The organism is Streptomyces sp. NPDC054047, assembly GCF_055585065.1.
This window is the reverse complement of record NZ_JBVJKV010000014.1, coordinates 206,816-221,416: the sequence shown is the minus strand read 5'-3', so window position 1 is coordinate 221,416 and position 14,601 is coordinate 206,816. Positions and strand designations below refer to the sequence as shown.

At 69.9% G+C, this 14,601-nt stretch carries 15 protein-coding genes; 8 read left to right on the top strand and 7 right to left on the bottom strand.

All coding sequences use genetic code 11. The features are described from left to right. The first annotated feature begins 13 nt into the window (after nucleotides 1-13). Together pflA and ACZ6ZP_RS38045 are read left to right on the top strand one after the other, a co-directional pair. Entirely contained in the window at nucleotides 14-823 is an 810-nt protein-coding gene (pflA, locus tag ACZ6ZP_RS38050; protein WP_469410236.1) for a pyruvate formate-lyase-activating protein, read from the top strand. A 37-nt stretch (nucleotides 824-860) separates the two neighbouring features. Then, nucleotides 861-1,079, top strand: a complete 219-nt coding sequence (locus ACZ6ZP_RS38045; protein WP_469410235.1) for a hypothetical protein — start codon at nucleotides 861-863, stop codon at nucleotides 1,077-1,079. 7 nt (nucleotides 1,080-1,086) lie between these two features. On the opposite strand, the gene mscL is transcribed toward ACZ6ZP_RS38045, so the two are convergent. From mscL to ACZ6ZP_RS38015, 6 genes are all read right to left on the bottom strand, one after another. Then, nucleotides 1,087-1,614, bottom strand: coding sequence for a large conductance mechanosensitive channel protein MscL (gene mscL / locus ACZ6ZP_RS38040; protein ID WP_399981146.1), 528 nt, complete (start codon nucleotides 1,612-1,614; stop codon nucleotides 1,087-1,089). 138 nt (nucleotides 1,615-1,752) lie between these two features. Further along, complete coding sequence (locus ACZ6ZP_RS38035) at nucleotides 1,753-2,229, bottom strand: hypothetical protein (RefSeq protein WP_469410234.1); 477 nt, start codon at nucleotides 2,227-2,229, stop codon at nucleotides 1,753-1,755. 236 nt (nucleotides 2,230-2,465) lie between these two features. Beyond that, on the bottom strand, nucleotides 2,466-3,332 hold the full coding sequence (locus ACZ6ZP_RS38030; protein ID WP_469410233.1) for an S-methyl-5'-thioadenosine phosphorylase: 867 nt from the start codon (nucleotides 3,330-3,332) through the stop codon (nucleotides 2,466-2,468). A gap of 94 nt (nucleotides 3,333-3,426) precedes the next feature. Continuing rightward, the gene (locus ACZ6ZP_RS38025; RefSeq protein WP_351162864.1) at nucleotides 3,427-3,795 is read right to left on the bottom strand and encodes an FmdB family zinc ribbon protein; all 369 of its coding nucleotides are present in this window, start codon (nucleotides 3,793-3,795) and stop codon (nucleotides 3,427-3,429) included. Between the two features lie 67 nt (nucleotides 3,796-3,862). Next, nucleotides 3,863-5,128 (bottom strand): MFS transporter, encoded by a 1,266-nt coding sequence (locus tag ACZ6ZP_RS38020; protein ID WP_469410232.1) that lies wholly within the window; start codon nucleotides 5,126-5,128, stop codon nucleotides 3,863-3,865. 247 nt (nucleotides 5,129-5,375) lie between these two features. Further along, nucleotides 5,376-6,896 (bottom strand): potassium/proton antiporter, encoded by a 1,521-nt coding sequence (locus ACZ6ZP_RS38015; protein ID WP_469410252.1) that lies wholly within the window; start codon nucleotides 6,894-6,896, stop codon nucleotides 5,376-5,378. 213 nt (nucleotides 6,897-7,109) lie between these two features. On the opposite strand from ACZ6ZP_RS38015, the gene ACZ6ZP_RS38010 reads away from it, so the two are divergent. Continuing rightward, nucleotides 7,110-9,863 (top strand): penicillin acylase family protein, encoded by a 2,754-nt coding sequence (locus ACZ6ZP_RS38010; RefSeq protein WP_351162867.1) that lies wholly within the window; start codon nucleotides 7,110-7,112, stop codon nucleotides 9,861-9,863. 68 nt (nucleotides 9,864-9,931) lie between these two features. On the opposite strand, the gene ACZ6ZP_RS38005 is transcribed toward ACZ6ZP_RS38010, so the two are convergent. Next, a complete protein-coding gene (locus ACZ6ZP_RS38005; protein WP_383819242.1) occupies nucleotides 9,932-10,543 on the bottom strand; it encodes a 5-formyltetrahydrofolate cyclo-ligase in 612 nt (203 codons plus the stop codon). A 94-nt stretch (nucleotides 10,544-10,637) separates the two neighbouring features. On the opposite strand from ACZ6ZP_RS38005, the gene galU reads away from it, so the two are divergent. The 5 genes from galU (at nucleotide 10,638) to ACZ6ZP_RS37980 (ending at nucleotide 14,575) form a co-directional block, all read left to right on the top strand. Then, entirely contained in the window at nucleotides 10,638-11,543 is a 906-nt protein-coding gene (gene galU / locus ACZ6ZP_RS38000; RefSeq protein WP_351162871.1) for a UTP--glucose-1-phosphate uridylyltransferase GalU, read from the top strand. Nucleotides 11,544-11,547: 4 nt separating this feature from the next. Further along, nucleotides 11,548-12,879 carry a molybdotransferase-like divisome protein Glp gene (glp, locus tag ACZ6ZP_RS37995; RefSeq protein WP_351162874.1) on the top strand — a complete coding sequence of 444 codons (1,332 nt, stop codon included), beginning with the start codon at nucleotides 11,548-11,550 and terminating at the stop codon, nucleotides 12,877-12,879. 87 nt (nucleotides 12,880-12,966) lie between these two features. Further along, nucleotides 12,967-13,458: a cyclic pyranopterin monophosphate synthase MoaC gene (gene moaC / locus ACZ6ZP_RS37990; protein ID WP_351162876.1), complete on the top strand. Its 492-nt coding sequence runs from the start codon at nucleotides 12,967-12,969 to the stop codon at nucleotides 13,456-13,458. Next, nucleotides 13,455-13,955, top strand: a complete 501-nt coding sequence (locus ACZ6ZP_RS37985) for a MogA/MoaB family molybdenum cofactor biosynthesis protein (RefSeq protein ID WP_351162878.1) — start codon at nucleotides 13,455-13,457, stop codon at nucleotides 13,953-13,955. The genes moaC and ACZ6ZP_RS37985 overlap by 4 nt, the downstream gene beginning before the upstream one ends. Next, complete coding sequence (locus tag ACZ6ZP_RS37980; protein WP_351163264.1) at nucleotides 13,952-14,575, top strand: GNAT family N-acetyltransferase; 624 nt, start codon at nucleotides 13,952-13,954, stop codon at nucleotides 14,573-14,575. The genes ACZ6ZP_RS37985 and ACZ6ZP_RS37980 overlap by 4 nt, the downstream gene beginning before the upstream one ends. Nucleotides 14,576-14,601: the final 26 nt, after the last annotated feature.

The following is a 14,601-nucleotide window of genomic DNA, read 5'->3' as shown; positions in this document are numbered from 1 at the left end:
CGGGAGTTCTGCCATGGCTGTCCTGCTCGACACGGCGACACCGGCGAATCCGGCGACACCGGAGACCCCGGCGGCGGCGGTCACCCGGCGCCCCGTCACCGGGTCCATCCACTCCTGGGACCTGTCCACCGGCGTCGACGGTCCTGGCACCCGCTTCGTCACGTTCCTCTCGGGCTGCCCGCTGACCTGCCTGTACTGCCACAACCCCGACACCTGGCGGATGCGCGACGGCAAGCGGACCACCGCCGACGACGTGATCACGGAGGCCGCCAAGTACACCAAGTTCATCTCGGCGGCGGGCGGCGGGGCCACGGTCAGCGGCGGCGAACCCCTCCTGCAGCCCGTCTTCACCGGCGAGCTGCTGCACCGCCTCAAGCACGAGCTGGGCCTGCACACGGCCCTGGACACGTCCGGCTTCCTCGGCGTGCGCGCCACCGACGCGCTGCTCCGCGACGCCGACCTCGTGCTCCTCGACATCAAGTCCTGGGACCGCGAGACGTACAAGAAGGTCACCGGTCGCCCCCTGCGGCCCACCGTCGACTTCGCCCACCGCCTCGCCGACCTGGGCAAGGACGTCTGGGTGCGCTTCGTCCTGGTCCCCGGCCTGACCGACGACCCGGAGAACATCGCGGGCGTCGCCCGCTTCGCCGCCTCGCTCGGCAACGTCTCGCGCGTCGACGTGCTGCCCTTCCACAAGCTGGGCGAGGCGAAGTGGGACGCCCTCGGCAAGGACTTCACCCTGCGCGACACCCCCTCGCCCACCCCCGGACAGGTGGCCGCCGCCAAAGAGATCTTCGCAGCTCAGGGACTGCTGGCCGTCTGACGGACGCCGCGGCGCCCCACGGACGTACCCTGGAGACATGAGCACCGCCCCTGCCCCCGAACCGCGCGATCCGAAGGAATCGGAGGGCTCCACGGCGCCGAAGAAGCCGAAGAGCGCCCTGGTCTTCGACGACCCCCTGTCGCAGCAGTCTTCGGACGACACGGACCGCGGGTGGGGCGAGCGGCCTCCGGTCGGCGGCGACAGCGCCGCCGACCTGGCGCGCTTCCTCGACGAGAAGCCGCCCCACCACCTCTGAGCCCGCTCTACCGCCCGTCGGGCCCAGGGCTCTGCGGCGCGTCGGGCCCCGATGCCGAGCCCGGGCCCGTGCCCGTGCCGCGCTGCTGGGCCACGAGGGCGTCGCGGATCTCCTTGAGGACCTCCAGCTCCGACAGTTCGAGGACCTCCTGCGTCCCCTCCTTGGCGGCCTTCCGCGCGGCCTGCCTCGCCAGGTACTTGGCCATGGGCAGCACCATCAGGAAGTACACGACGGCCGCCGTGATCACGAAGCTGAGGGTCGCGCTGAGGACCGTGCCCCACATGATCGGGATGCCGCTGGTGACCTCCCCCGCGTCGTTCATCTGGCACGGAGACTTCAGGCACGAGCTGTAGTGGTCGAGATCCTTCGTCCCGAAGGCGCCGACCAGCGGGTTGATGACACCCTTCACCACGGAGTTCACGATGTTCGTGAACGCGGCTCCGATGACCACCGCGACCGCCAGGTCGATGACATTGCCGCGCATCAGGAAGGCCTTGAAGCCCTCCCAGAGACTCGGGTCGTTCTTCTCGCTCACCAAAAGGCCCTTCGTTGCAAGTGCAGGTTGTGAAACAGACAGCTTCGCAACCTACGGCAGGCCCTGGTAGGACTGTCCAATTGGGTAGCTCGAATGAGCGACTTGACAGGAAGCCAGTGCAGTTGCACACGTCATGAATCAGCACAGCGTCACCGCCAGGCGCATGCTCGCACCGGCCCCGGCGAGCCGTGCCGCCGTCGCCCGCGGCACGGAGAGGACCACCAACGCCCCTGCTTCGGCGGCGCTTTCGGCCGCGCCCTCCCGGGGCTCGGGCACCTCGGTCACCCTGGCCCCGGCAGCCACCACCCGTGAAGCGGAGCCGTCGGCGGCGACGACGTCGACCCGATCGCCCCGGTGCAGCAGGCGCACCGTCTCCGCGTCCGCGATCCGCACGGGCGCCGTCACCCAGCGGGCGACACGGTCCGGCTGCCGCGAGGGGGAGGCGGCCGCCGGGTGCCCCTGCGGCGACGCCCGCTCGGCATCACGCGGCCCGGCGGCCACGAGCGCCGCCGCCGTCACCGCGAGCCCCGCGGCCACGGCCCGCCGTCTGTGCCGCAGCAGGCTTCGCAGGCGGCGGCGCCCGCCGCTCACCCGCACCGGGGAGAAATGCGGCACGGGGCACGGCGGGGGAGGAGAAGGGGAGGAGATGTCTGGGGGAACATGCGCCACGACGGCCACCACCTGCGGAGAGTTCGAGAGAGCTGAGGATCTTGCCTTCCGCTCCCACGATGCGCCGCCGCGCCGAATCCCGCTGAGCCCCGTGCACTACTCGCGGGTTGTGGACAACTCCCTCACCCGAAGGTGAAGTTCCGGCCCCGCACGCCTCCGCACGCCCCCGCCCGCCGGACCCCTCACGGCAGCCGAATCCCCGGATCCATCCCACCCAGCGCCCCCGCACACAGGCAGTCCCGCTCGCCCTCCGCCGGCAGCCCCGCCACCGCGTCGAACAGCACCGTCCGCAGCCGGTCCACATTCGCCGCGAACACCTGGAGCACCTCTTCGTGCGAGACGCCCTCGCCGCTCTCCGCGCCCGCGTCCAGATCCGTGACCAGCGTCAACGACGTGTAGCAGAGCTCCAGTTCACGGGCGAGCACGGCCTCGGGGTGCCCGGTCATGCCCACCACCGACCAGCCCTGCGCCGCGTGCCAGAGCGATTCGGCGCGGGTCGAGAACCGCGGCCCCTCGATCACCACGAGCGTCCCGCCGTCCACCGCCTCCCACTCCCGCCCGCGGGCGGCCTTCAGCGCGGCGCCGCGTCCGACGGGGCAGTACGGGTCGGCCAACGACACGTGCACGACGTTCGGAATGCTCCCGTCCGGCAGCGGTACCCCGTCGAAGTACGTCTGCGTACGCGTCTTCGTGCGGTCCACGAGCTGATCGGGCACCAGCAGCGTGCCGGGCCCGAACTCGGGCCGCAGCCCGCCCACCGCACACGGGCCGAGCACCTGCCGTACGCCCACGGAGCGCAACGCCCACAGATTGGCGCGGTAGTTGATGCGATGCGGCGGCAGATGGTGCCCGCGGCCGTGCCGGGGCAGGAACGCGACCCGCCGCCCGGCGATGTCACCGAGGAAGAGGGAGTCGCTCGGCGCTCCGTAGGGGGTGTCGACCTGGAGCTCGGTCACGTCGTCGAGGAAGGAGTAGAAGCCGGAGCCGCCGATGACACCGATATCGGCCCGCATCGCGTCCGCCGTGTTCACCATGTCGGGATTCACCATGCCGAGCACAGTAGCCGGGCGCGGGAACGCCGAGGTCCCCGCTGTCGGAGGACAGCGGGGACCTGGAAGAACGACGTGCGCGGGGCGCTGTGGCCTAGGCGGCCGACGAGCTGGAAGAGCTGGACGAACCGGCCGACGAACCCGAGGACGAGCCGGACGACTTCGAGTCCGAGCCCGAGGAGCCCGAGGAGGACGAAGAAGCGCCCGCGGAGGACTTGGAGTCCGACGGCTTGGAGTCCGAGGACTTCGACGCGTTCGCCGTCGACGGCGTGCTGCTCGACGACGAGCCGCGGCTGTCGTTGCGGTAGAACCCGGAGCCCTTGAAGACGATGCCGACCGCCGAGAACACCTTCTTGAGGCGTCCGTCGCAGCTGGGGCACACGGTCAGGGCGTCATCGGTGAACTTCTGCACCGCCTCGAGGCCCTCGCCGCATTCGGTGCACTGGTACTGGTACGTCGGCACTTGCTTCCTCCTGGCACTCTCACTCGATGAGTGCTAACGACGGTCCATAGTGACGTATTCCGCGTGATCAGTCCACCGTGACCGGCTCGCGGTGACCGACGCCACGTGCCACGGTGCGCCCGACGGACCGCGGAACGAGCCGCGAGCGCAGGGTCACGAGCACCGCGAGCGCCAGTGCCGTACCGCCCAGCGGCACCAGGAATCCGGCGCCGTCCCAGAAGTGGTCCTCCAGCTGACCCGCGACCGTGACGGCGGCTGCCTGGCCGAGCGCGACGGCGCCGGTGAGCCAGGTGAACGCCTCGGTCCGCCCGGACGGGTCCACGAGCTTGTCCACCAGCGTGTAGCCGGTGATCAGGGCGGGCGCGATGCAGACGCCGACCAGCAGGCCGAGTCCGGCGAGCAGCACCACGGAGTGCGCGGCCCAGAGGCCGGAGGCCATCAGGGTCAGTGCCGTGTAGCCGACCAGGAGCCGCCGCTGCGGGGCGATCTTCCAGGCGATGGCGCCGCAGACGAGACCGGAGAGCATGTTGCCCGCCGCGAACGTGCCGTACAGGACGCCGTTCAGGCCGGGTTCGCCGATGGACTCGGTGAAGGCCGCCAGGGAGACCTGCATGCCGCCGAAGACGGCGCCGATGCCCAGGAAGGTCACGATCAGCACGCGCACACCGGGGATCCGCAGCGCGGAGACGTGCTCCACGCGCGCGTGCTCCTCGCGGGTGGCGGGCTTGGGCTGGGTGCTCTTCTGCGCGGCGAACAGCAGGCCGCCCACCAGCGTGAGCCCGGCCTCCGTGAAGAGTCCGGCCGCCGGGTCGATGGTCGTGCACAGCGCGGTCGCGAAGAGCGGACCCAGGACGAATGTCAGCTCGTCCGTGACCGACTCGAAGGCGGCCGCCGTGCCCGCCAGCGGGGAGTCCTGGAGCTTGACGCCCCAGCGGGCCCGCACCATGGGGCTGATCTGCGGCTGCGAGGCGCCGGTGGGCACCGCCGCGACGAAGAGCGCCCACAAGGGGGCGTCGGAGAGCGCGAGGACCGTCAGGGAGAGCACCGACACCGTGTGGATGAGCACGCCCGGCACCAGGACGGCCCGCTGGCCGAACCGGTCGGCGAGTTTGCCGCCGAAGGGGGCGAACACCGCCATGGAGACACCGGTGACGGCCGACACGGCGCCGGCGACGCCGTACGAGCCGGTGGTGTGCTGCACGAGCAGCACGATGGAGATGGTCAGCATCGCGAAGGGCTGTCGCGCCGCGAAGCCGGGCAGGAGAAACGTCCAGGCGCCGCGGGTGCGCAGCAGCTGTCCGTATCCCGGGCGGGAGGTGACCGTGGATGCCACGGCCCGTGCCTTTCTGCCGCCTGGTAGCGCGGCCCCCTTTTCAGGGCGGCGGCGCCGAGAGCTGTCCTCTTGCGCGGGACTGCGGTAGATGCCGGTTGCCCACTGCGAGGACACGCGGCCGCCATACGGTCGGCGCCAGCTCTGCTTCAGACAGAGTTGGTTCGATCAGTTGGTACAGAAGAAGTGTGCCTTCATCGTACAGGGAATGGTGGCATCAGACCTGTGAATACGGAGAATGAGGCGCCCATCACCTGCGATTACCTCGCCCCTCCGGCTCCTGACCAGCGGTTCCCAGCCATCCGGCCAGTTTTCCGCCCTGTCCGACGGCCCGCAGTCGCTTCTCCGCCGCGTCCCGCACCGGGTCGGTCGCGACGACCAGGAGCTCGTCCCCGCGCTGCAGCACGGTCGTGGGCTGCGGCACGAAGGATTCGCCGTTGCGAACGACGAGGGTGACCGCGGCCCCCGCGGGCATCCGCAGTTCGCCCACCTCGACGCCGTGCATCCGCGATCCCTTCGGGATCGCCACCGAGAGCAGGTGTCCGCGCAGCCGCTCCAGGGGCGCCGATTCGATGCCCAGGTCGGCGGCGCCCGAAGAGTCGCCAAGGCGCAGCTTCCTGGCCAGCCACGGCAGCGTAGGACCCTGGATGAGGGTGTAGACGACGACCAGGACGAAGGCGATGTTGAAGATCCGCTGGCTGTCGTCGACGCCGTTCACCATCGGGATCGTGGCCAGGATGATGGGCACGGCTCCGCGCAGTCCCGCCCAGGACATCAGGGCCTTCTCCTGCCAGGGCATGCGGAACGGCAGCAGGCTGATGACGACCCCCAGGGGTCTGGCCACCATGGTCAGGATCAAGCCGATGATGATCGCAGGCCACATGTCGTCCAGCAGGTCGTGCGGGGTGACCAGGAGGCCGAGCAGTACGAACATGCCGATCTGCGCGATCCAGCCGAGCCCTTCGGCGAAGCCGCGGGTGGCCGGCCAGTGCGGCAGCTTCGCGTTGCCCAGGACCATCGCCGCGAGGTAGACGGCGAGGAATCCACTGCCGTGCGCCATGGCTCCGGCCGCGTAGGCGGCGACCGCGATGGCCATCACGGCGATGGGGTAGAGGCCGGACGCGGGAAGTGCCACGTGCCGCAGCCCGAAGGCGCCGAGCCAGCCCACCGCGATGCCGATCGCGGCACCGATCGCCAGCTCCAGGGCGATCTCGCCGAGCAGGATGTACCAGTGCTCCACGGGCCCCGCCGTGGAGAAGGCCACGACCAGGATCACCACAGGGGCGTCGTTGAACCCCGACTCCGCTTCCAGGATGCCCGTCACGCGTGAGGGCAGCGGCACCTTGCGCAGCACGGAGAAGACCGCCGCCGCGTCCGTCGAGGAGACCACCGCGCCGATGATGAGCGCTTGGCGCCACTCCAGGCCGACCAGGTAATGGGCACCGGCGGCCGTCACGCCGACGCTCACCGCGATGCCGGCGAGCGACAGGACGGCGGCTGCGGGCAGCGCGGGTTTGATCTCTTTCCACTTCGTGCCCAGGCCGCCCTCGGCCAGGATCACGACGAGCGCCGCATAGCCGATGACCTGCGTCAATTCGGCATTGTTGAAGGTGACGTTGCCGATGCCGTCCTGGCCCATGGCGATGCCGATGCCCAGGTACAGGAGCAGGCTGGGGAGCCCACTGCGCGACGAGATGCGGACCGCCGCGACCGCGACGAGCAGGACGAGCGAGCAGATGAGCAGAAGCTGGTTGAGGTCGTGGACAGTCAGGGGCCGTTCCTTCCTCCGCGCGAGCCAAGTACTTCGTTACCTTACCTAATTGTTAACGCTTCCTTGACGCCTTCGAACACCCATACGATGCGTCGCGATGTACGTTCCTGACTCCGCGTCCGGGGCCGCAGTGCCCTGCGCCTATGGTTGCTCCAGCGCTCCCACCACCGCCCAGCCAGCCCTGCCGCTCGCGTAAGGACAGCAAGGACAGCGATGCCCTCGAATACCACCGCCTCTTCCGGTCATAAGTCCGGCAAGAAGAAGGGGCGCCGAGCCCGCCTCCTCGTGATCGTCCTGGTCCTGGCCATCGTGGCGGGCATCGGTTACGGCGCGTACTGGAGCGTCAGCACGGTGCGGGCCTCCTTCCCGCAGACCAAGGGGACGATCAAGCTCGACGGCCTCTCCGGCCCCGTCGACGTGAAGCGTGACGGCAACGGCATCCCGCAGATCTATGCCGAGTCCGACGCCGACCTGTTCATGGCCCAGGGCTTCGTCCAGGCGCAGGACCGCTTCTGGGAGATGGACGTACGTCGCCACATGACCTCCGGTCGCCTCTCCGAGATGTTCGGCAAGGGCCAAGTAAAGACCGATGAGTTCCTGCGGACGCTCGGTTGGCACCGTGTGGCGCAGAAGGAGTACGACACCAAGCTCTCGCCCGCGACGAAGAAGTACCTCCAGGCGTACTCCAAGGGAGTCAACGCCTACCTGAAGGACAAGAGCGGCAAGGACATCTCCCTGGAGTACGCCGCCCTTGGCTTCACCAACGACTACGAGCCCCAGGAGTGGACCCCCGTCGACTCCGTGGCGTGGCTCAAGGCCATGGCCTGGGACCTGCGCGGCAACATGCAGGACGAGATCGACCGCTCCTTGATGACCAGTCGCCTCGGCCCGTCCCAGATCAAGGACCTGTACCCGCAGTACCCGTACGACCGGAACAAGCCCATCGTCCAGGAAGGCGCCTACAACAGCGTCACCAAGGAGTACGAGGGCAAGGGCAGCAGCACGGGCAGCCAGTCGCAGACCGGCGGCGCGGCGGGCACCGGCCTCGCGGGCAACACCGAGGCCCCGGGAGGGCTGCAGTCCCAGCTGTCGGGCCTCTCCGACATCCTGGACAGCGTCCCGGACGCGGGCCTGGGTCCGAACGGCAACGGCATCGGATCCAATTCCTGGGTCGTCTCCGGAGACCACACGATCTCCGGGAAGCCGCTGCTCGCCAATGACCCGCACCTGTCACCGCAGCTGCCGTCCGTCTGGTACCAGATGGGCCTGCACTGCCGGACGGTCTCCAAGGACTGCCAGTACGACGTCTCCGGCTACACCTTCGCCGGGATGCCCGGTGTGGTCATCGGCCACAACCAGGACATCGCCTGGGGCATGACGAACCTCGGCGCCGACGTCACGGACCTCTACCTCGAGAAGTTCGCGGGCGACGGCTACGAGTACGACAACAAGGTGCTGCCCTTCAAGTCGCGCGTGGAGACCATCAAGGTCGCGGGCGGCAAGTCCAAGAAGATCACCGTCAGAGAGACCGGCAACGGACCCCTGCTGTCCGACCGTGACGACGAACTGGTGAAGGTCGGCAAGAAGGCCACCGTCGACAGCGCCGCCCCCGACCGGGGCGACGGCTACGGAGTCTCGCTGCGCTGGACCGCGCTGAAGCCGGGCAGGTCGATGGACGCGGTCTTCGAGCTCAACAAGGCGAAGGACTTCTCGGGGTTCCGCAAGGCGGCCGCTTCTTTTGAAGTGCCCTCGCAGAACCTGATCTACGCGGACACCAAGGGCCACATCGGCTACCAGGCGCCGGGCAAGATCCCGGTCCGCGGCAAGGGCGACGGCGCGCTCCCCGCGCCCGGCTGGGACTCCGACTACCGCTGGACCGGCTACATCCCGCAGTCCGCGCTGCCCTACGAGTACGACCCCAAGCGCGGCTACATCGTGACCGCGAACCAGGCCGTCATCGGCAAGGAGTACCCGTACAAGCTCACGTCGGACTGGGGCTACGGGGCACGCAGCCAGCGCATCACCGATCTGATCCAGTCGAAGATCAAGAACGGTGGGAAGGTCTCCACCGAGGACATGCGCACGATGCAGATGGACAACAGCAGCGAGATCGCCAAGGTCCTCGTGCCCAAGCTGCTCAAGATCGACGTCAAGGACAGCTACGTCCGTGAGGCGCAGAAGCTCCTCGAGGGCTGGGACTACACCCAGGATCCCGACTCGGCGGCAGCGGCGTACTTCAACTCGGTCTGGCGCAACATCCTCAAGCTCTCCATCGGCAACAAGCTGCCCAAGGAGCTGCGGGTCAAGGGCCAGTGCCTGAACGTCGAGCCGGCCGGGAACACGGGTCCGGCCGACGAGGCCGAGCCGGTGCGCGAGTGCGGCCAGCGGGACGCGGAGTCCGCGCAGCCCGACGGCGGCGACCGCTACTACGAAGTGATCCGGTCGATCCTCGACGACGAGGACAACGACTGGTGGAAGTCGCCCAAGACCCGCACGGACGCCGAGACCAAGACCCGTGACCAGCTGTTCGGCCGGGCCATGGAGGACGCGCGCTGGGACCTGACGGCCAAGCTCGGCAAGGACGTCGACACCTGGAGCTGGGGCCGCCTGCACCGGCTGACCCTGAAGAACCAGACCCTGGGCGTCGAAGGCCCCGGCTGGCTCCAGTTCATGCTCAACCGCGGCCCGTTCAAGCTGGGCGGCGGCGAGGCGGCGGTCAACGCCACCGGCTGGAACGCGGCGGGCGGCTACGGAGTGCAGTGGGTGCCGTCGATGCGCATGGTGGTGAACCTCGACGACCTCGACAAGTCGAAGTGGATCAACCTCACCGGCGCTTCGGGGCACGCCTACAGCGCGCACTACACCGACCAGACGAGCAAGTGGGTCAAGGGCGAGCTGCTTCCGTGGTCCTTCTCCGAGAACGCCGTGAAGAAGAGCACGAACGACACCCTGGTGCTGCGGCCCTGAGCTGCCGCACGAGACAGTGAAAGGGCCCTCCACGCGCGCGTGGAGGGCCCTTTCGCGTACGGAGAGGGTCAGCGGAAGCGGCGTACTCCCGACGGCGTGACGACGGCGTGCACCGGCTTGTCGTGCGGCTCCTGGGGGAGGTGGGCGACGACCTCCGTGTCGTACAGGAGCACCACCAGGGCGGGATCGGCGCCGGCCCGGTCGAGCCGGGCGAGCACCCTGTCGTACGAACCGCCACCGCGCCCGAGCCGCATCCCGCGCTCGTCCACGGCCAGGCCCGGCAGCAGCACGGCGTCCGCCGCCAGGACGGCGTCGGGCCCCAGGCGCGCCCCTGAGGGCTCCAAGAGCTCGATCTTTCCCGGGTGTTGCACGCGGGTCAGCGAGCCCTCGCCCTCGTAGGCCGCCCAGTCCAGGTCGTTGTCCGCCAGGAGCACCGGCAGCAGGACCCGCGTCCCGCGCGCGTGCAGGGCGTCGAGGAGCGCCCGCGTCCCCGGTTCGCTGCCCACGGAGACGTACGCGGCGACCGTGCGCGCCCCGGCGAGCTCTTTCAGCTCCAATGCGCGGTCGGCGAGAACCGCGGCGGCCTTCTGCGCGTCATCCCTAGTCAACCGGCGTCTCACCGCGAGGAATTCTCCCCGCAACGTGCGCTTGGTTGGCTGGTCCGAGCCGGGTTCTTTCATGGTGCGCTCACAAACCCTTCCAGGTGCGCTCATATGAGAACAAAATGTCCGGAGACACAGATTCCGCACATACGCACCGGTTATGGTTACGGACATGACTGAGTCTCACCCCCCAAGGATCAGCAAGGCTGTCATTCCCGCAGCAGGCCTGGGCACCCGGTTCCTGCCGGCCACCAAGGCCACTCCCAAGGAGATGCTGCCGGTCGTCGACAAGCCGGCGATCCAGTACGTGGTCGAGGAGGCCGCCTCCGCCGGCCTGGACGACGTCCTCATGATCACGGGCCGCAACAAGCGCCCCCTGGAGGACCACTTCGACCGCAACTACGAGCTGGAGTCGGCCCTTCTGAAGAAGGGCGACGAGGCGAGACTCGCCAAGGTCCAGGAGTCCAGCGACCTCGCGACCATGCACTACGTGCGCCAGGGCGACCCCAAGGGACTCGGTCACGCCGTCCTGTGCGCGGCCCCGCACGTCGGCAACGAACCGTTCGCCGTCCTCCTCGGCGACGACCTGATCGACCCGCGCGACCCGCTCCTCGCCCGCATGGTCGAGGTCCAGGAGCGGCACGGCGGCAGCGTCATCGCCCTCATGGAGGTGGCCCCGGAGCAGATCCACCTCTACGGCTGCGCGGCGGTCGACGCCACGGACGAGGGCGACGTCGTCAAGGTGACCGGCCTGGTCGAGAAGCCCGACGCGGCGGACGCCCCCAGCAACTACGCCATCATCGGCCGGTACGTCCTGGACCCCCATGTCTTCGACATACTGCGCAAGACCGAGCCGGGCCGCGGCGGCGAGATCCAGCTCACCGACGCCCTCCAGCAGCTCGCCGTCGACGAGAAGGTCGGCGGCCCCGTGCACGGGGTCGTCTTCAAGGGCCGCCGCTATGACACCGGCGACCGCGGCGACTATCTGCGTGCCATTGTCAGACTCGCGTGCGAACGTGAAGACCTGGGCCCGGACTTCCAGGCCTGGCTTCGCAGTTACGTGTCCGAGGAGATGTAGCACTTTGAGCAGCAGCGCGACGACCGAAGTCACCGGCCAGGAACACGTCTGGTCGGTGAGCGAGCACCTGGACGACATCCTCGGAACCGTCCGCCCCCTGGAGCCCATCGAGCTCCAACTCCTCGACGCCCAGGGCTGCGTCCTCGTCGAGGACGTCACGGTGCCCGTCTCGCTGCCGCCCTTCGACAACAGCTCCATGGACGGCTATGCCGTCCGGGTCGCCGACATCGCGGGCGCGAGCGAGGAGTTCCCCGCCGTCCTGACGGTCATCGGTGACGTGGCGGCGGGCCAGGGCGAGCAGCCGGTCGTCGGCGCGGGCCAGGCCGCCCGCATCATGACCGGCGCCCCGCTGCCGCCCGGCGCCGAGGCCGTCGTCCCCGTGGAGTGGACCGACGGAGGACTCGGCGAAGGCCCCGTCTCCGGGATGCGCGCGCACAGCGCCGCCCCCGAGGGAGCCTCCGGAGAGGTCCGCGTGCACCGCCCCGCCGAGGCACGCGCGCACGTGCGGGCGCGTGGCAGCGACGTCCAGGCCGGTGACCGCGCACTGACCGCGGGCACGGTCCTCGGCGCCCCGCAGATCGGCCTGCTCGCCGCGATCGGCCGCGGCACGGTCAAGGTGCGCCCGCGCCCCCGCGTGGTCGTCATGTCCACCGGCAGCGAACTGATCCAGCCCGGCGAGGAGTTGGCCAAGGGCCAGATCTACGACTCCAACAGCTTCGCCCTCACCGCCGCCGCCCGGGACGCCGGAGCGATCGCCTACCGCGTGGGCGCGGTCGCCGACGACGCCGAGACGCTGCGCTCCACCATCGAGGACCAGCTGATCCGCGCCGACCTCATCGTCACCACGGGCGGCGTCAGCGTCGGCGCGTACGACGTCGTGAAGGAAGCCCTCGCCTCCGTGGGGGACGAGGACGAGGACGGCAGCGGCATCGAGTTCCGCAAGCTCGCCATGCAGCCGGGCAAGCCCCAGGGCTTCGGCTCCATCGGCCCCGACCACACCCCGCTGCTCGCCCTGCCGGGCAACCCGGTGTCGTCGTACGTCTCCTTCGAGATCTTCGTACGACCCGCCGTGCGCGCCCTGATGGGCCTGCCGGACGTCCACCGGCCCACGGCACGCGCGGTGCTCAGCGCCGACAAGGCGCTGAGCTCGCCCGCGGGGAAGCGGCAGTTCCTGCGCGGGCAGTACGACGCCGACGCGGGCAGCGTGCGGCCCGTGGGCGGCGCGGGCTCCCACCTCGTCGCGGCCCTCGCGCACGCGGACGCGCTGATCGTGGTCCCGGAGGACACCACAGCGGTGGAGCCGGGCACCGACGTCGAAGTGGTCCTGCTCGGCTGAAGGGCACTCTCGCGCGGTACGGTGTCGCGCACATAGGCCCCCTTGCGCCGCACCGCGAGAGGGCCCGGACCGGGAGCGCCACAGCACATGAGTACGCAGCAGAGCCTGACGCACATCGACGAAGCGGGCGCCGCCCGCATGGTCGACGTATCCGCGAAGGACGTGACCGCGCGCACCGCCCGCGCCAGTGGCCGCGTCCTGGTCTCGCCCCGCGTGATCGAGCTGTTGCGCGGGGAAGGCGTCCCCAAGGGCGACGCCCTCGCCACCGCGCGGATCGCCGGCATCATGGGCGCCAAACGCACGCCCGACCTGATCCCGCTCTGTCACCCGCTGGCCGTCTCCGGGGTGAAACTCGACCTCTCCGTGGCCGACGACGCCGTCGAGATCCTCGCCACCGTGAAGACGACGGACCGTACGGGCGTCGAGATGGAGGCCCTCACCGCGGTGTCCGTCGCCGCCCTCACGGTGATCGACATGGTCAAGGCCGTCGACAAGGGCGCGGTCATCACGGACGTACGCGTCGAGGAGAAGACGGGCGGCAAGTCCGGGGACTGGAGCCGCGAAGGAGCCGGAGCATGACGGCCTACCGCGCGCTCGTCGTCACCGCCTCCAACCGCGCTGCCGCGGGCGTCTACGCCGACCGGGGCGGGCCGGTCATCGCCGACGCCCTTGCCGCGCTCGGCTTCGAGGTCGAAGGCCCCCGGGTCGTCCCCGACGGCGCCCCCGTCGAGCAGGCCCTGCGCGCCGGAGTCGACGCCGGATACGACGTGATCCTCACCACAGGCGGCACCGGCATCTCGCCCACCGACCGCACCCCCGAGGCCACCCGCGCCGTCATCGACCACGAAGTGCCGGGCATCCCGGAGGCGATTCGCGCCCACGGCAGACAGCAGGTGCCCACGGCCGCGCTCTCCCGTGGTCTGGCCGGAGTCGCGGGGCGCACGCTCATCGTGAACCTGCCCGGCTCGACCGGCGGCGTACGGGACGGCCTGGCCGTCCTGGAGCCCCTGCTGACGCATGCCGTCGAGCAGCTCCGGGGCGGCGACCATCCCAGACCCCCTGGTGGTGCGAGCTGAACAGCCCTTCCTGGCCCGTCGAGCTGACGGACGGCGACGTCGCCCTCCGTCCGATAAAGATGCGCGACCAGCGGCCCTGGCGTGAGGTCAACCGGCGCAACCGGGACTGGCTGCGCCCCTGGGAGGCGACGATCCCGCCGCCCACGCCCAGCGGCCCGATCGTGCAGCGCCCGACGTACCGCCAGATGGTCCGGCATCTGCGCGCCGAGGCGCACGCCGGGCGCATGCTGCCCTTCGTGATCGAGTACCAGGGGCGTCTCGTCGGGCAGTTGACGGTCGCCGGGATCACCTGGGGATCGATGTGCTCGGGCCATGTCGGCTACTGGGTCGACCAGTCGGTCGCGGGCCGCGGCGTGATGCCGACCGCCGTCGCCCTCGCGGTGGACCATTGCTTCCGATCGGTCGGGCTGCACCGTATCGAGGTCTGTATTCGACCCGAGAACGGGCCGAGCCGCAGGGTCGTGGAGAAACTCGGATTCCGCGAGGAGGGGCTTCGTCCACGCTATCTCCACATCGACGGTGCCTGGCGCGACCATCTTGTCTTCGCGCTCACCGCGGAAGAGGTACCGGAAGGGTTGCTGCGGCGCTGGCACCAGGCACGACCCCGGAAGACCGCGTAAATAGAATAAGTGTTTGAAATTGATCG